We start from the raw sequence: 16,171 nt of genomic DNA on the forward strand, positions 1-16,171 counted from the left end.
GGGGGTGCTGTGCGGGGGTAGTCGGACTCCGCGAGCGGCGGCCCCGGGCGGAACCGAGGGGTGTGCCCGGGGCGTCCGAGCGCATAGGATCGGGCCCATGGCACAGCAATCCACGCACCCACCAGTACCGATGGACGCCGAGCCGCGCGCCGCTGTGGCCGCGCGGCTGGCTCCCAAGCTCGCTGAACTGATCCGTTTCAGGACCGTGTCGCGACGCGAGAGGCGCCTGGAGGACCGCGAACAATTCACCCTGCACGCCCAGGCCCTTGCCAGGCTCTTCCCGCACATAGCTGCGGCGGTGGAGCGCGAACCCATCGGGATCACCGGGCAACTGTGGCTGTGGAGGGGTGCGGCATCGAACCGGCCGGTGGTGCTGATGGCCCACCAGGACGTGGTCCCCGTCGAAGAAGAGGCAGCTTGGCTGCATCAGCCGTTTGCCGGGACGATAGCCGACGGGCGGGTATGGGGCCGCGGTGCACTGGATGACAAGGGTGATCTGGTCTGCATCCTCGAGGCTGCAGACCTGCTTGCAGCCACCGGATTCGTCCCGGGCCAGGACGTGTACTTCTTCTTTGGCGACAACGAGGAGACCGCAGGTGACACCGCCATCGCCACGGCTGCGCTGCTGCAATCGCGCGGGGTCGCGCCCTGGCTGGTGCTCGATGAGGGCGGGGCTGTGACCACCGGCGCGTTTCCCCTGGTCAAGGCGCCGGTCGGTGTCATCGGTGTCTCCGAAAAGGGGCTGATCGACGTGGTGCTTCAGGCGCACGATGCCGGCGGGCACGCCTCGGCACCGCCGTCATTCGGCGCTGTGCAGCGCATTGCCCGGGCCATCACGCGGCTGCGACGCGCCCCGTTCCCGGCCTCGCTGTCCGAGGTCACCGTCGAAATGATCGACCGGCTGGCCGCCACCGCACCGGCTGGGGCCCGGGGGCCGATCGGCCTGTTGGGCCGTGGCGGACGAGCCACTGCGTGGATCGTCTCGCGGATCGGCGCCGAGCCGGCTGCCTTGGTGCGCACCACTGTCGCAGCCACCGAGCTGGCCGGCAGTGACGGGAGCAACGTGCTGGCCAGGCGCGCCGCAGTCACGCTGAACATCAGGATCGCCGCCGGGGAAAGCGTGAACTGCACGCTGAGGCGCATCAAACGGATCATCAGGGACGGAAAGATCACCATTGATGTGCTTTCGGCCAGTGAACCGTCGCCGGTGTCACCGCACGACTGCGACCAGTTCCGGCTGCTGGAGGCCTGTCTGGCCACCTCCCACCCGGCGGCAGTACCCGTTCCCTACATCATGCTCGCAGCGACCGATTCGCGCCGCTTCACCGGGATCAGCGAGAACGTGTACCGGTTCGCGCCGCTGGGCATGGACAACTCCGAGCGCGCCGGGATCCACGGGACAAATGAATCGGTACTCGTCTCCGAGCTGGGCAATGCGGTGGCCTTCTACACCCGGCTGATTCGCTCGCTGTAGGCGGGTCCCCGGGTGCTTGCCGCCGCTACTGACAGCTCAGCGCCCGGGACGCCGTGGAAGCTGAGAGCAACGTGCCGAAATTCCGGTTCAGGGACGTGGCCCAGGCCCCGGTGGAGGCCATGCGCGGCAGCGTGTTGAGGCTGTACCTGCCCGGAGTAATCAGGTGTTCACTTGGTTGTTCCTCGGTGGGGAGCAGCCGCAGCAGCTCCGCCCTCGGGTAGCCGCCGAGGTCGGCAGGTGTGGCGCCAGCGGGATCGGCCCGTGCCTGTGGGGTGCAACCGCTGAGCAATGAGACGAGGGCCGCGGCCCCCGCCATGGGTTTCGGCGTAAGGCGCAGGTGTTCCCCGGACGAGCCTGTGACGCGTGGAAGGCCCGGCCCCAGCCTAAACCGAGCGGTGGCCGGTTCTGGTGACTGGCCACCGCTCGGCTCCCGTTGGAGGCAGCGGCGAATCGGATCCCCCGCAGTGGTGCGCCGCTTCGTTGTCCGATGGCGACGCCATCGTGCCCCAGGTGCCGGAGTAGCACCCGGCGAAGCTGCGGAAGCCCTGATCAGAGCCTGATATACGATGAATCTACGATCGGGTCGGTGACCCGGCCGGAACTGCCCTGCATGAGACAGATGCACGCCGTGGTGAACCCGTTTCCGGCATGGCAGGCGCGGGGCATTGATGCTGCGCGTGCCGGGACACCAACGAACATCAAGGAGAACGCGTGCCAGAACGCGGCAAATGGCCCACCGTCGGTTCGGGGTTCAGGGGATTGCGCATGATTGCAGCGGCACTGGCCATGGTGGGCCTGCTGGCCGGTGCGACGCCGGCGGTGGCCACGGCGGCCCCGGCCAAGTCAGCGGTGTCCGTGGGTGTCATTGCCACGAAGAGCGTGGCGCCCGGGAAGAAGACCACCATCAAACCGGTGCTGGTGAAGCGCGGAACCGTCAGGATCGCCTCCTCGACACTGAGCGTCACCCGGAGCAAGAAATCCGTGGCGAAGAACAAGAAGTCGGTCAGCCTGGCTGCCGGCAGCTATGTGGTCAAGACCAGGGTCACTTACCAGCTGAAGAGCGGTAGCAAGTGGGCCAGGGCGAAGACCGCGACGAAGTCGCAGAAGCTGATCATCAAGACTGCCAAGGCGTCGGCCAAGGTCAATACCGTGGCTGGCAAGAAGGAGCTCGTCTCCCGGATAAATGCCAAGCGCAAGAGCAACGGGCTCAAACCCCTCACGCTGGTGCATGAGGACGTGTTGCCGCCGGTGGAGCAGTTCCTCCACTCGGCCGGGGATAGTCTGACCTGGCCCTATTTCTTCGAGGGCAGCCACTGGCCCACCGCCAAGGAATGGCTGGAGGTCTGGTACGCACATGACTACCAGGTCAAGCGGCTGTTGAAGAACAAGAAGGCCGCCTCGATCACGATGGTCAATGCCGTGGCGCATGAAGTGAACCACGGGTTGACGCTCAACGTGCTCGACATCGACCTGTATCAGGGAACCAAGGGCGCAGTGCGGTTCAAGAAGGGGACCCGGCTCGGCCAGGAGCTGGGCCCGGCCGGAAGCCGCGACCGGATAGTGGGCGCCCTCCAGCAGGTGCGTGCCGCAGCCAAGCTTCCCCCGCTCAAGGTCGGCAAGGGCGAGCCGGTGCTGAAAAAGGGAGAAAAGTCGGGTGGTTCCATCGGAACCGGGCGGACCGGACGCTTCAGCCTGCGGGACGTGCTCGTCGACGAACACAGTGGAGTCATGCGCTACGCGATGGACAAGAAGTACACCCATCTGATGGTCTCCTTTAAGAAGCAGGGCTCGGGCTACCGCAGTTCGTTGACGTTCTACCAGATCGCTAGGTCCTAGCAACCGGCGCCAAGTCAGTGTCCCCCCACCTACGCCGGTGGGGGACGCTGCCGCCCCCCGCACAGGGAATTCTCCCTGGATGAGCACGATGGCTCCGGGGCCGGAGGACTACCGGGGACCGAGAGCTCCGGCGTATCGTGGGGAAAAACGGGCCCGGACGCCGCACCGCCGGGGCCCGACGTGGTGCCGGGAGGGCGGGGACATGGCCGAAGCGGGGGATGTGGATACCCGGATGCAGGCGCTACTGGAGCTCTTTGCCGCGCTCGCCGGTGACTTGGAGGTCCACGAGGTACTCCAACGCATGGTCGATGCCGCACGGCGGCTCTTCGAAGCACGTGGCGCCTGGCTGGTGGTGCTTGACCCGGCCGGCGCTACCGGAGACATCGTCTCCTCCGGCGGCGTGACAGTGGTCCGCGGACCACACAAAGTCCCGGCGTCCGGGCCCGGGGACCTTGAATTGGAGATCCCCGTGCGTGGGCTTCTCTACGGCCGGTTGTTCCTCGAGCATCGCAGGGCGGCCGCCGGCTTCACCCCGGCGGACCGGACCCTGGCCGAAGCGCTGGCGGCGGCGGCCGGGGTGGCCATCGACAATGCCGGGATCTACCGCGACGCCCGGCTGCGTGCCCGCTGGCTGGAAGCCTCGATGCATGTCGGGCGGATGCTTGTCGATTCGGCACCTGGGCGCCGCGGCGGAGGATTGGACCCGGTCACCGAACTGATCCGCCGTGAATCCGGCTCCCGGCAGGTGCTGCTGCTGATGCCGGTGGGCGAGGGTCCGGTGTACCGGGTTTCCTCGGCCGCCGGGTCCGGGCGTCGGCGCATGCATGGAAGGTTGTTGGAGCCCGGGACACCCGAACTGCTCACCGTTGCCGGAAACGGTGTGCCGGCGGTGTTGGGCGCGCTACCCGAACTCGGTGAGCTCGGGGCCATCGGAGGCGAATCCGAAACCCTGGCGGTCGATCTACATGCCCATGGGATCCACTACGGGCTGCTGCTGCTGGTCCGGGCGGCCGGAGCCGAACCGTTCACCGACACCGACCAGGAGATGAGCGCAGTGCTGGGCGCGAACATCGGGCAGGGCCTGGGATTGGAGCGGCTGCACCGGCTGCGTGAGCAGGTGCTGCTCTTCAGCGACCGCGAACGTATTGCGCGGGACCTGCACGACGTGGTCATCCAGCGGATCTTCGCCGCCGGGCTCTCCATCCAGGCGCTGGGCCGGCACCTGGATTCCGAGGCGGCCCGCACCCGTGCGCTGGACATCACCGGTGAGCTGGACGAGACCATCAGGGAGCTGCGCGAGACCATCTACGCGCTGCGCTCCAGCGCCGGGGAGGCCGAACAGCTCTCCAGCCGTATCCTGCGTGCCGTACGCACAGCGAGCGAGCCGCTGCCCTTCACCCCGCAGCTGCGCCTGAGCGGGCCCCTCGACGGGATCGACGACGAGGCGGTGATCTCCAACCTGCTCGCTGTGCTCACCGAATCGGTGTCGAACGCTGTGCGCCACGCAGCGGCCGAGAGCATCTCGGTGGAGGTGGTGGCCGGCCCCGACGCGCTGCGCCTGCAGGTGAGGGACGATGGCGCGGGCATGAGCTTCCCGGTGACCGAAAGCGGGCTGGCGAACATGGGCCAGCGCGCGCGGGAACTGGGCGGGCGCTTCAGCGTCGACTCGAAGCCGGGCGCGGGCACCACGGTGAAGTGGAGGGTCCCGCTGCCCTGAACCGCACCGGTTCCTCAGGTGCCGCCGTCGTTGGGCGAGGGCATCGGGTGGGTTATGAACACCGCCGCCTGGGTCCGGCGCTCGAAGCCCAGCTTGGCAAGCAGCGAGGAGACGTAGTTCTTCACCGTTTTCTCCGCCAGGCGCATGCGCTCGCCGATCTGCCTGTTGCTCAGCCCTTCTCCGACCAGTTCGAGCACCCGGCGCTCTTGCATGGTCAGCGTGGCGACGCGCGGGTCCACCTTGTCGGCGGAGAACAGGCCGTGGATGATCGCGGACTTCAGTCCGGGGGTGAACAGGGATTCCCCGCGCGCCGCACGGCGCAGTGCCCCGAGCAGGTCGTTGCCAGCAATCTGCTTGAGCACATAGCCGACGGCGCCGGCGAGCACCGCCCCGCGCAGCGCCTGCTCGTCATCGTAGGAGGTAAGAATCAGGCAGTTCAGGGTGGAGTCCACGGAACGCACGTCGCGGCAGACCTCGATGCCGGTGCCATCGGGCAGCCGGGCGTCGAGCACGGAGACATCAGGGCGCAACGCGGGAATCCTTCGGCGGGCGTCTTGGGCGGATCCGGAGGTGCCGACGACCTCGAACCCCTCGCCTTCGAGCAGCTCGCGCAGGCCGCGGCGCACCAGCTCGTGGTCATCGAGGATGAAGACCCTGATGGCGGGCGTGGGTGGAGCCGGGGCACCGGACGGCGAAATAGTTTCGGTGACCATGATCTCTTCCCTCTGCGCTGAAGCACGCTCCGCAATCCACAGGGGCGGCCGGATGGCTGCGGGGTTCCCCTCACAGTCATTGTGCTGGGCCGATGGCGTGACTACAAGGGGCAAAAGGCCCGCCATTCGGGGGTGTTTACGGGCGGGCGGGGGGGTCGGTTCGCCGCGTCCGACCCGGTGGCTTCGGCCCTACCGGGATTCTGGCCTGCGGAGCAAGGCCCGTGCACGGCGCGGCGGCTACGATGGCGTTTCACCGGCCCTTGATGGCTGGCGCGAACGGTAGCCAAGGACGGATTCGCCATGGAACGATGGATGTCCGGGCGTCCTGGAAACGGTGCGCCAGCGCGCCAGATACAAGGAGGAACCCCTCATGTCCACCTTCGAAACAACGGCCGGAATTTTGGGCCGTGTCCCGACGCCGTCGCCGCGGGATCAAAGTCTTCCGCCGGTCCACGAGCCGCCACCGGAACCACCCACCGCCCCGCCTCCGGGCCCGGATCCCGTGGGGCCGCCATTGCCGCCGACAGGTCCGTCCCCGGCGCCAGAACCCCCTCCGGGGCCCATGCCCGACCCCGGTCCGCTACCGGATCCGTTCCCAGTCCCCAACCCCCTGCCGGGTCCGGATCCGATGCCCCATCCCGATCCGACCACGATTCCTTTTCCCTCGGCGGGATAAGGGCCAAGGCGGGTTACCGCGCCACGTATCCGTTCCGGTCCCCGGCCCTGTGCTTCACGATGCGCACTGGCCGACGGCACGGCATGAGTGGATTCATATGTCCGGAAGGGACCGACTTGTGCCGGTGGGCGGACCCGGTTTCAACAGCGGTCCGAGGTCGGGCCTTCCCGGTCATACGGGGACGGGAAGGCCGTTGAAGACCTGAAAATTCACCGGCAGGTCATGGTTTCACACTGAAGCCCCCGTGGGCGCGGGGTGAATTTATGGCTGGACGATTCGCTTTGCATGGGGTTACGGTGAAGTAACAAGCCGACAGAAAGCGGCGGCGAAGAGGAACTCCAAGGAGCTGAGTATGGCTACGAAGAAAACTCCCCGGGCCGGATATACCGTCCCCGGAATGAGCATGGACGATGGGCAGAAGGTCGCCGAAATCCTGCAGGGTAGGCTGCATGCGCTCAACGATCTCCAGTTGACCCTGAAGCACGCGCACTGGAACGTTGTCGGACGCGATTTCATCGGCGTCCATGAAATGCTCGATCCGCAGATCGATCTCGTTCGGGCGATGATCGATGAAATGGCCGAGCGTATCGCCACGCTGGGAACCTCACCCAACGGCCTTCCAGGCGCCTTGGTCAAGGAGCGGGATTGGGATGACTATTCGATCGGCCGGGCCAGGACAAGCGAGCACCTGGCCGCACTTGACCTGGTGTACGACGGCGTCATCGCCAGCCACCGCAAGGCCATGGCCGCCACCGGAGAGCTAGATCCGATCACCGAGGACATGCTCATCGGACAGAGCGCCAAGCTGGAACTGTTCCAGTGGTTCATGCGGGCCCACCTCGAAGACGACGCCGGTAACCTCAGCGATGCCGGCGCCCGTACCGAGACCGCGGCCGCCAAGAAGGCCACCTAGCTGTTTTCCGCACCGGGCAAGGAGTTGGGCGCACTGAGTGGCTGAGGTTCATGGCTGGGGCCAGGAAATCCTGTCTCTGTTCCGCGGCGGAGAACGAAGAAACAGCATCTACTACGAGGAGGAATCATGGGTTTCATCGGTTGGATTATTTTGGGTTTGATCGTCGGCGCCATCGTCAAGGCGGTTCTTCCTGGCAGGGTCGGCGGCGGCTGGGTCACCAGCTTGATCCTGGGTGTGGTCGGAGCCATCGTGGGCGGGTGGATCGGTGACGCGCTCTTCAATGACGGCAGAATGAGTTTTTGGAGCGTGGGCTCGTGGCTGCTGGCCATCGTCGGTGGATTGGTGGTCGCGGGGATCTATGGCGCCATCACCGGACGGAACAAGTCCACGGCCTGACGCCGGTCATATGAACCCTCGGGGCCGGTCGGTGCATACGCATCGACCGGCCCCGTTAGATCACGGCGAGCGGGAAATTCAGGCGCCACAGCGGTGGCGCAAGCATCTTGGTGGGTACGGCCGGAGCGGCCTGGCACCTGACGGTCTGCCAATCGTGGCCCATGCACCACAAAACACGAGGGCGGCCTTCTCCCACACGCTGCCGGGGGCCGGTTCCGCGTTGCCCTGGCATCCACGGATTCACGGAGCCCAGGAGCGCTGGATCAAGGGCCTGAACGCGACCTCCCGTAACGGCCATGGCCGTTCCCTGCCCGCCCCCACTGAGCCAACTGGACAGGAGATTCTGTGCGTAGAGCTCCCACCAGCGCTTTCCGATGCAAACGCCGAAAGGGTCGGGATCTTGGAAATCGTTTCGCGATGGGTGGACCTCATTCTGTGTCGGGTCCGGCGTGGGGGATTAAACGTTCGCCCACGCAATGCCGGGCCGCAGAGCCGGTACCGATCGTGGTCTGGAAAGTCCGGCCCGGGATTCACATCGCGCAGGAACGCGGCCAAGCCACGGGGCGTAAGAGCGTTCAATGGCGAGGATGTCGCGACGCGTAAGGACGCGGTACGTGCAATTCGTGGCCCGCATCACTCGATCAACGAAGCAGGCTGAACATTCTCGTCAGATTTCAGCGTGGCGAAACCGTCTACGCCCCGGTAGGTTGTAGCAATCAGGGCAAGGTTCGCACAGTGTACGCGGACGAGGCGTAGGCCACTGAGCTGGGCCCGCTCGCTGGACGGCGCGATCCCCTCGGGGCCGGGACCTACGGTTCCCATGAGAGCATCCACTCTCCTCTCCAGACCGCCAACCCCGTTCCGGGCTGACGCGCGCGTCGGCGTGGGTGCAGACCACCAGTGTTCTGGTTGCACTGCATCGAAGCCCGGACCAGACACGGACCATGCCTGCGGAGCGGGCGCACCATCCCAGTTCTCCGAGGAAAATGATCTGAACCCTCCAGCGACTCCGAGCCGCCATTGCCGAGATGCCCGGCCAGGTAGACCGGATCCCACGACGCACTGTGGGAAGTACAGCCCTCGGGAAGTGTGCTCCCCGCGTGTGGGTTTGGATCCGAAGCCGAGCGTATTCACATGGCCTCTTTTCAAGGTGGTCATGGGGCCATCGGGCATCGTTGTCACCAGGTTGTCGGGTGCCAAGGATACGGTGTTCCTCAGCCGCTGTGGACCGTCAGCGGACTACACGCAGTCCAGTGCGAATAAGGGATATGCCCGAGTGTCTGGCCCAGCCGAATCCGCACAATAGCGTGGGGATTCCGGGCGCCTGCGATCACCTCTAGGTTCCATGACTCAATGGACAGACCGATGCATGCCGCCAGCCCCCTGACGGCGTGGATTGACAACCGAAGGGTGCCTCCGATGGCGGCCAACAGGGGAACCAGCAGGATAGGAAAGCATGGTTCCGTTGCGGTGCCGTAGCTCCTTCGACTGGTTTACCTCAGGGTAGAGCGTAGCCGGTGCTGACTAGCTGCTACTCAAGTCTGGATCGGTATGCGTGCCAGACTGATCCTGCTCGCTGACGGAGGCCAGCGGTGCCCGGGCGACAACCCCGGTCCTTCGAGTAGCCTTCCAAGCCCAGAAGGAAATGATGCCGGCAGCAAGGACAGCGGCCCCAAACCAAAACATGGTTCGGCTCCGGGCGGGCTTTTTTCCGGTAAGTTTCCGTTGGGCCGATTCCAGCGCATCCTCCACGCTTTCACGAGCCTTCCGTGCCAGTTTATGGTTGCCGGTCAGAGTGGCCACTACTTGTTCGGATGCCCTCGAAATTGCCGATGGGTCCAAATGGTTGACGGCCTGCTGGAGGCTGGCCTCAAGCTGGCGCGGATACTCCTGTCCAGCCTTCTTCGCCCAGCGCTGAAGTTGTTTCTGGATGTCTTCCATGCTTTTTTCGGACCGTGACATTCTTGCCTCCCGTAGTGCTGTCGGTGATCCTGGCTGTTTGGTTCGGGCCCCTTGGCGTGAGGTGCGGTCACACCCGGCTATCTGCCGGTTGCTGCCCATCTGGCCATGTCGAATCTCCAGGTTTTCCGGCCAATGATTCGGCTGATTCGATATTGAGGGCCCGTCATCCCGGTCTGTCCGGATGCGGAATTCAAGGACTACTTTCCCATGCGGATTCATGGGGTACCGGGATCCGGTAGTCCGACTCGACTATCGGATTTCCTCTTCGGCCAACCTATCCGGCGAGGGCCTTCGCTGCAAGTGGGTATCTGCACGGCTCTGCCAGTCAGGCCGATGGCTAGCCCGGGGGGGCCTATCTTTTTCGCAAGGTCTTTTCGGGGCTTGCGAAAGAATCGTTGGCTCCGGATCCGGGCATGAGGCAGTGCTCCGGTGCGGGTGTTTCGAGCCAAAATGCACCTGCGCAGGGTGGTGGGGTTTAGGCTGCGGCGGTCTCCAGACCTTGATAGGGGACTCCGTCACGTAGCATCGCGAAGCGCACGTTGCAGCGTCGGCGGGGCCAGAGCGATCAGTATCTGGTTGTGTTTCTTGCCCTCCGAGCGTTTCCTCTCGTCGTAGATCCGCGAAGTCGGGTCGTTGCATTGATGCAACGTGAACGCGCAAGCGGTGTCCGGGTAGCGGGTGTTAAAGCCATGGACCATTGATATTGATCCCCTCGACAGATATCGCAGTGCAGTCTTTTATCCTGACCCCGACGAACCGGCCGGCCCACTGCGGATGCGGGGCCTGAGTATCTGCGTGGGGCATCAGCTGGCACATTGGGAAAACATCGACGCGGTCAGGGATGCAGGAACCCGGAGGTGGCCAGAACGCTGGAAGGGGGCACTGCTGTGCCGCGCTAGGCCCTGGCGACCAGGCTCGCCGGGTCCGTGTTCGCTCCGCAGAGCAGCAGCCCTACCCGTTCCCCGGGTGCTGCGAGGTAGGCCCCCGAGCGAATGGCGGCGATCACCGCAGCAGCTCCGTGTTCGAGCGCCATCCGCTGGTTTTCCCACATCCATGCACGCCCCTCGGAGATTGACTCATCCGTTACCAGAGGCGATTCAACGCCATGGGCAACCGCTTGGGTGAAGCCGATCGCGCCAATCTTGGCGGCTCCGAGTGAATCGGCAGCAACGCCCGAGACGCTGATGTCCACCGGCGCTCCGGCCTCGAGAGCCTGGCGCAGCGTCGGGCAGATTCCGGGCTCGACGCCGATCACCCGGATCCGGTGGCCCACCGCGGCCGCGATGCCGCCCATTAGCCCACCGCCACCCACGGCGACCAGGATGGTATCCAACCCGGTGGATTGTTCGAGTATTTCGAGCCCAATGGTGCCAGCCCCGGCAACGATCTCGTCTTGGTCGTAGGCGTGGCAGACCAGGGCGCCGGAGGCCCGGGCGTGGTCCATTGCCGCGTCGTAGGGGTGGAGGTATTCGGTTCCGGACAGGTGCACGATGGCCCCGTAGGAGCGCAACCGGGCGACTTTGACCTCCGGTGCGGTCGCGGGAACGAACACGTGGGCCGGGACGCCGAGCTCGCGCGCCGCGTAGGCGTGGGCCATGCCGGAGTTGCCGCCGGAGGCGGCGACGATTCCGACGGCCGGATCCAACATTTCGGCCTCGTCTGCGGCCAGCTGCCGGTTGAAGGCTCCGGGAGCCTTGAACGTGCCGGTGTGCTGGGTCTGCTCGAGTATCAGGAAGGCAACGCCGGGAAGCTCCGGTTCGTCGAGTTTCATCGTCGGGGTGGTGCGCAGGTGCCCGGCGATGCGGTCGCAGGCCACTTGGATATCGTCGGGGACTAGCATTTTTACTCGTTTCTGTGGGGTGCGGTGGGCGGGCGGCCGGGATTTCATTCATATCTAACGCGTTGCGCCGTGTGGCGAGGCGCGGAGCTCGGAAGGTGTGACCGTCGCCATGCTCCGAGGGGCGGTCGGGGGATGCGGGAAGAAAGCGGGAACGGGTATTCGGATGCAAGTCGGCGGTTTCTCCAAGCCGATGCATAGCTTCAGCGCGCATGCTCAAGGCAGGAAAGCGGTCGACGCAGCGTCTGCTGCACGCCCCCTGCGAGCGGAAGGAGCCTGACGTGAGCACCTTCCATGCCCGGGCCCATCGTCCCACCCGCAGCTCCCGCGGTGCCCACGGCCTTAACCGCCTGCCGGTGGCCGAGCAGCGCCGGCGCCGACAGCGGGGCCGAATGCGTTCGGCCGACCTGCTCGCAACGGCCTGCTGGAGTTCGGTGGCGGTGGCTGTGGCGCTGTTTCTGGCCAGCGGCGGCGCTCAGGTCACCGACGTCGCCTCCGGACTCACCGTGGCGGGGATCGTCGCGGGTCTGGTCGCAACGGACCTGATTCTGGTGATGGTACTGCTGGCGGCACGCGTCCCGCTGATCGATCGTGCCGTCGGCCAGGACAGCGCGATGGTGCTGCATCGGCGGCTGGGCAAGCCGGTGCTGTATCTGGTGCTCGGGCACGTCGTGCTGGTGACGCTCGGCTATGCGCGCAGCGACGGCGTGGGTTTCGTCGATGAATCCGGGATGCTGCTTTCCGGGTCGGACCTGGTGCTGGCCCTCATCGGAACCATCCTGCTGATTCTGGTGGTCGCGACGTCGATCGTCGCGGTGCGCCGACGGTTCCCCTATGAGGTCTGGCAGGGCATCCACCTGTTGAGCTACGCCGCCGTGTTCTTCGCGCTGCCGCATCAGCTTTCCAGCGGCATGGTGCTGGCTACCGGAACCTGGCAGCGGGTCTACTGGATCGCGCTGTACGTGCTGGTGTTCGGCGCGATCGCCTGGTATCGCCTGACGGTACCGGTGATCCGCACGCTACGCCACCGGATTCGCGTGGAGGCCGTCGAGGCCGTGGCTCCCGGGGTCTTCTCCATCCACCTCAGCGGGCGCGACCTGGACCGCCTGGGCGCCCTGGGCGGTCAGTACGCCATCTGGCGCTTCTGGACGGCGGGAACCTGGTGGCATGCCCATCCCGTCTCCTTCTCCGCCGTGCCGAACCGGACTTCGGCACGCATCACCGTCAGGGAACTCGGCGCCGGGACCGGCAGGCTCGGCCTGCTCGCGCCCGGCACCCCGGTATCGATCGAGGGCCCCTACGGCATTTTCACGCCGATGACGCGCACCTCCCCGAAGTTGGCGATCGTCGCCGCCGGCATCGGCGTCACACCGGTCCGTGCGCTGCTGGAACACTCCACTTTGGAAGCCGGAGAGGTCACGGCGGTGTTGCGCGGTACCGAACACGGCCACCTGTATCTCTGGGACGAGATGGAGGAGCTGACGGTGCGCCGCGGCGGGATGCTCTATGCGATGTTCGGCCGCCGGCCCCCGGGGAGCGAGACCTGGCTCTCCGCGGAGGCCGCTTCCCGCGGTGTCACCCTCCTCTCGGTATTCCCCGACCTGTTCCAATCAGACCTGTACGTATGCGGCCCGACTCGCTGGGCCATGCTGGTCGTGCGTGATGCACGCGAGGCCGGGCTCCGGGAAGAGCAGATCCACCTAGAAAGGTTCGACTGGTGAGAACACGAGGAGCAGTTGCCAGCGTGCTCGCTTCCGCATCCATCCTCCTGGTGAGCTGGGAGATGGGCCTGGGACAGCTGGCTGCCGAACACGCGGCCGCCACGGCCCCTGCGGAACGGGTCGCTGTGGCATCCACCCGGCCGGGCGCCGGCCCGTCGACCACGTCGCCGACGCCTGCCAAGGCGAAGGCGCCGGCCTCCGGCAGCTACGCCGGCCTGACCGAATCCACCCAATACGGCAACGTACAGGTGCGGATCACTGTCGTCGCCGGCAAGGTCACCGACGTCGCAGCGTTGCAGCTGACTGACAGGGATACCCGGTCGGTGTCGATCTCCAATCAGGCGGCTCCCATCCTGCGCCAGGAAATTCTGCGTGCGCAAAAGGCATCGGTGCAAACGGTCAGCGGGGCGACCTACACCAGCGATGCCTACCTGTCCTCGCTGCAGTCGGCGCTGGACCAGGCCGGGTTGTAGGTGCCCGTGATCCATGCGTTCACCACCATGGGCACGATGGCGAGCCTGCGCCTGCCCGGCGAGGATCAAGCGCGTTGGCCGCTGGGCGCAGTGCGGGAGGTCTTCCGCCAGGCCGATTCCCGGTTCAGCCTGTACCGCCCGGAATCGGAGGCGAGCGCGATGGCGCGTGGCGAAACGGCGGTGGCGGACGCCAGTCCAGTCATGCTCGATGCCTATGCGGACGCCCTGGAGTGGAGGGGTGCCACCGAGGGGGCCTTCACCCCGCACCGCGCCGACGGGGTCATCGACCTCTCAGGCATCGTCAAGGCGCTGGCGATGGCGGAGGCCGGGCGTACGCTCAGGGCCGCCGGGTGCGCCAGCTGGCTGCTGAACGTGGGTGGGGACGTGCTGTGTGCGGGAACCGACGGGCCCCGGGGCTGGTGCGCCGGAATCGTCGACCCACAGGCACGCGATGCCCTGCTCTGCGCCGTCGCGCTGGGGCGCCACCGGCATGCCATCGCCACCTCGGGCATCGCCGAACGCGGCGAACACATCAGGCGCACCACTCCCGGAACCGGCCCCTCGGACCTGGTCCAAGTCACCGTGATGTCGGCAGGCATCGTGCAGGCGGACGTGCTGGCCACGGCAATCCTCGCCGGGGGCCGGCAAAGCCTGGATACGGCCACCGGGCGGTGGGACATCGACGTGCTCGCGGCCACCCGGGACGGAGAGCTGTTGGCCAGCGCCGGGATGCGCGCGATGATCACCCGGGAGCCGGGCCAGGTCCCTAGGCCAGCACCCCTGTGGTGAGTTGCCCGTCCTGGACCTGCCAGCGCTCATCGAGCCGGACGTTGTCCAGCAGCCGGCGGTCGTGGGTGACCAGCAGCAGGGCGCCCTCGTAGGCTTCCAGCGCTTCCTCAAGCTGCTCGATGGCAGGCAGGTCCAGATGGTTCGTCGGCTCGTCGAGCACCAGCAGGTTCACCCCGCGGGCCTGCAATAGCGCCAGCCCGGAGCGGGTGCGCTCGCCCGGGGACAGGTCGGCGACCAGGGACGTGGTCTGGTCGGCCTTGAGCCCGAACTTGGCCAGCAGCGTGCGGGCCTCGGCGGCGGAGAGTTCGGGCACGGCGTCCTCGAAGGCGGTGCCCAGGTCCTGGTCCTCGGCCAGCTGGCTGCGGGTCTGGTCGATCTCGCCGATGGCGACCGAGGAGCCCAGCGACGCGGTGCCGGTGTCCGGTGCCAGATCGCCCAGCAGCAGGCGCAGCAGCGTGGATTTACCGGCTCCGTTGGGTCCGGTGATGCCGATCCGGTCCCCGGCATTCACCTGCACCGAAACCGGGCCGAAGGTGAAATCACCGCGGGTGACTGACACGTCGTTGAGCGTGCTGACCACCGAGGAGGAACGCGGGGCGGAGGCGATTTCGAACTGCAGCACCCATTCCTTGCGTGGTTCGAGGACCTCGTCGAGCCGGGCGATCCGCGATTCCATCTGGCGGACCTTTTGTGCCTGCTTCTCCGAGGACTCTGTGGACGCCTTGCGGCGCATCTTGTCGTTGTCGGGATTCTTCTTCATGGCGTTGCGCACGCCCTGGGACGACCATTCGCGCTGGGTGCGGGCGCGGGAGACCAAGTCGGCCTTCTTGTCGGCAAATTCGTCGTAGGCCTCGCGGGCATGCCGGCGGGAGATAGCGCGCTCCTCCAAATAGGAGTCATAGCCGCCGTCGTAGACCGCCACCGAGTTCTGGGCCAAGTCCAGTTCGACGATGCGGGTCACGCAGCGGGCCAGGAACTCGCGGTCGTGCGACACCAGGATGACGGCAGTGCGCAGCGAGGAGACGAAGGACTCCAGGCGCTCCAGGCCGGCCAGGTCCAGGTCGTTGGTCGGCTCGTCGAGCAGGACCAGGTCGAAGCGGCTCAGCAGCAGCGCGGCCAGGGCCACGCGGGCCGCCTGGCCGCCGGAGAGCGCCGTCATCGCGGTGGCGGGGGGCAGGGTCAGGCCCAGTTCGGCGAGCACGCCCGGGGCCCGGTCCTCGATGTCCGCCGCGCCGGAGGCCATCCAGTGGTCGAAGGCAGCGGCGTAGGCATCATCGGAGCCCGGGGCCCCGGAGCCCAGTGCCTCGGCGGTTGACTCCATGGCGGCTGTGGCCTCGGCACATCCGGTACGTCGGGCCAGGTAGCCGGTGATGGTTTCCCCGGCGAGGCGTTCGTGTTCCTGCGGCAGCCAGCCGATGAACGCGCCCTGCGGGGCCGTGGAGACGGAGCCTCCCATGGGGGTATCGACACCGGCGAGCAGCCGCAGCAGCGTGGATTTGCCGGCGCCGTTGGCGCCGACGACACCGATCACGTCGCCGGGTGCGGCGGTGAAGCTGAGCTTGGAAAAAAGGGTGCGGTGGGCGTGGCCGCCGGCCAGGTCCTTGGCCACGAGTGTTGCAGTCATTTGACCAGTTTAGTGAGTCCGCGGGCAGGTCTCCGACCGG

13 protein-coding genes and 1 pseudogene are annotated in these 16,171 nt (G+C 66.5%); 8 read left to right on the forward strand and 6 right to left on the reverse strand.

All coding sequences use genetic code 11. From position 1 onward, the window contains the following. The first annotated feature begins 97 nt into the window (after positions 1–97). Positions 98–1,474 carry a M20/M25/M40 family metallo-hydrolase gene (locus E9229_RS12900; RefSeq protein ID WP_246380490.1) on the forward strand — a complete coding sequence of 459 codons (1,377 nt, stop codon included), beginning with the start codon at positions 98–100 and terminating at the stop codon, positions 1,472–1,474. Between the two features lie 25 nt (positions 1,475–1,499). On the opposite strand, the gene E9229_RS12905 is transcribed toward E9229_RS12900, so the two are convergent. Next, the gene (locus tag E9229_RS12905) at positions 1,500–1,790 is read right to left on the reverse strand and encodes a hypothetical protein (RefSeq protein WP_183511721.1); all 291 of its coding nucleotides are present in this window, start codon (positions 1,788–1,790) and stop codon (positions 1,500–1,502) included. Between the two features lie 395 nt (positions 1,791–2,185). Between E9229_RS12905 and E9229_RS12910 the strand changes: the two genes are divergently transcribed. Both E9229_RS12910 and E9229_RS12915 read left to right on the forward strand, forming a co-directional pair. Continuing rightward, positions 2,186–3,310, forward strand: coding sequence for a hypothetical protein (locus E9229_RS12910; protein ID WP_183511723.1), 1,125 nt, complete (start codon positions 2,186–2,188; stop codon positions 3,308–3,310). A gap of 202 nt (positions 3,311–3,512) precedes the next feature. Next, the gene (locus tag E9229_RS12915) at positions 3,513–5,027 is read left to right on the forward strand and encodes a sensor histidine kinase (protein ID WP_183511724.1); all 1,515 of its coding nucleotides are present in this window, start codon (positions 3,513–3,515) and stop codon (positions 5,025–5,027) included. Positions 5,028–5,041: 14 nt separating this feature from the next. On the opposite strand, the gene E9229_RS12920 is transcribed toward E9229_RS12915, so the two are convergent. Next, positions 5,042–5,740 (reverse strand): response regulator, encoded by a 699-nt coding sequence (locus E9229_RS12920; RefSeq protein WP_183511726.1) that lies wholly within the window; start codon positions 5,738–5,740, stop codon positions 5,042–5,044. 1,028 nt (positions 5,741–6,768) lie between these two features. Between E9229_RS12920 and E9229_RS12925 the strand changes: the two genes are divergently transcribed. Together E9229_RS12925 and E9229_RS12930 are read left to right on the forward strand one after the other, a co-directional pair. Then, positions 6,769–7,329 carry a Dps family protein gene (locus E9229_RS12925; protein WP_183511727.1) on the forward strand — a complete coding sequence of 187 codons (561 nt, stop codon included), beginning with the start codon at positions 6,769–6,771 and terminating at the stop codon, positions 7,327–7,329. Between the two features lie 126 nt (positions 7,330–7,455). Beyond that, complete coding sequence (locus E9229_RS12930; RefSeq protein WP_183511729.1) at positions 7,456–7,725, forward strand: GlsB/YeaQ/YmgE family stress response membrane protein; 270 nt, start codon at positions 7,456–7,458, stop codon at positions 7,723–7,725. A 1,524-nt stretch (positions 7,726–9,249) separates the two neighbouring features. Here the strand turns inward: E9229_RS12930 and E9229_RS12935 are convergent. From E9229_RS12935 to E9229_RS12945, 3 genes and pseudogenes are all read right to left on the reverse strand, one after another. Beyond that, positions 9,250–9,666 carry a hypothetical protein gene (locus E9229_RS12935; protein ID WP_183511730.1) on the reverse strand — a complete coding sequence of 139 codons (417 nt, stop codon included), beginning with the start codon at positions 9,664–9,666 and terminating at the stop codon, positions 9,250–9,252. A 496-nt stretch (positions 9,667–10,162) separates the two neighbouring features. Continuing rightward, positions 10,163–10,319 (reverse strand): annotated as a pseudogene (locus E9229_RS12940) (IS110 family transposase); the annotation flags it as partial. Between the two features lie 263 nt (positions 10,320–10,582). After that, positions 10,583–11,527 carry a threonine/serine dehydratase gene (locus E9229_RS12945; protein WP_183511731.1) on the reverse strand — a complete coding sequence of 315 codons (945 nt, stop codon included), beginning with the start codon at positions 11,525–11,527 and terminating at the stop codon, positions 10,583–10,585. 278 nt (positions 11,528–11,805) lie between these two features. Here E9229_RS12945 and E9229_RS12950 point away from each other — a divergent pair, with 278 nt between their 5' ends. The 3 genes from E9229_RS12950 to E9229_RS12960 are packed head-to-tail and all read left to right on the forward strand — an operon-like array spanning position 11,806 to position 14,507. Continuing rightward, positions 11,806–13,245: a ferredoxin reductase family protein gene (locus E9229_RS12950; RefSeq protein WP_312855686.1), complete on the forward strand. Its 1,440-nt coding sequence runs from the start codon at positions 11,806–11,808 to the stop codon at positions 13,243–13,245. Further along, entirely contained in the window at positions 13,242–13,718 is a 477-nt protein-coding gene (locus E9229_RS12955) for an FMN-binding protein (RefSeq protein ID WP_312855687.1), read from the forward strand. The genes E9229_RS12950 and E9229_RS12955 overlap by 4 nt, the downstream gene beginning before the upstream one ends. Before the next feature lie 6 nt (positions 13,719–13,724). Continuing rightward, the gene (locus tag E9229_RS12960) at positions 13,725–14,507 is read left to right on the forward strand and encodes an FAD:protein FMN transferase (RefSeq protein ID WP_312855688.1); all 783 of its coding nucleotides are present in this window, start codon (positions 13,725–13,727) and stop codon (positions 14,505–14,507) included. Here the strand turns inward: E9229_RS12960 and E9229_RS12965 are convergent. Next, positions 14,485–16,131: an ABC-F family ATP-binding cassette domain-containing protein gene (locus tag E9229_RS12965; RefSeq protein WP_183511734.1), complete on the reverse strand. Its 1,647-nt coding sequence runs from the start codon at positions 16,129–16,131 to the stop codon at positions 14,485–14,487. The genes E9229_RS12960 and E9229_RS12965 overlap by 23 nt on opposite strands. Positions 16,132–16,171: the final 40 nt, after the last annotated feature.

Source organism: Paeniglutamicibacter cryotolerans (assembly GCF_014190875.1).
GTDB classification, from domain to species: domain Bacteria; phylum Actinomycetota; class Actinomycetes; order Actinomycetales; family Micrococcaceae; genus Paeniglutamicibacter; species Paeniglutamicibacter cryotolerans.

Excerpts from the sequence above, each read along its gene's own strand:
- E9229_RS12900 (WP_246380490.1), top strand. The coding sequence starts at position 98 with ATGGCACAGCAATCCACGCACCCACCAGTACCGATGGACGCCGAGCCG.
- E9229_RS12905 (WP_183511721.1), bottom strand. The coding sequence starts at position 1,790 with ATGGCGGGGGCCGCGGCCCTCGTCTCATTGCTCAGCGGTTGCACCCCA.
- E9229_RS12915 (WP_183511724.1), top strand. The coding sequence starts at position 3,513 with ATGGCCGAAGCGGGGGATGTGGATACCCGGATGCAGGCGCTACTGGAG.
- E9229_RS12920 (WP_183511726.1), bottom strand. The coding sequence starts at position 5,740 with ATGGTCACCGAAACTATTTCGCCGTCCGGTGCCCCGGCTCCACCCACG.
- E9229_RS12925 (WP_183511727.1), top strand. The coding sequence starts at position 6,769 with ATGGCTACGAAGAAAACTCCCCGGGCCGGATATACCGTCCCCGGAATG.
- E9229_RS12930 (WP_183511729.1), top strand. The coding sequence starts at position 7,456 with ATGGGTTTCATCGGTTGGATTATTTTGGGTTTGATCGTCGGCGCCATC.
- E9229_RS12935 (WP_183511730.1), bottom strand. The coding sequence starts at position 9,666 with ATGGAAGACATCCAGAAACAACTTCAGCGCTGGGCGAAGAAGGCTGGA.
- E9229_RS12945 (WP_183511731.1), bottom strand. The coding sequence starts at position 11,527 with ATGCTAGTCCCCGACGATATCCAAGTGGCCTGCGACCGCATCGCCGGG.
- E9229_RS12965 (WP_183511734.1), bottom strand. The coding sequence starts at position 16,131 with ATGACTGCAACACTCGTGGCCAAGGACCTGGCCGGCGGCCACGCCCAC.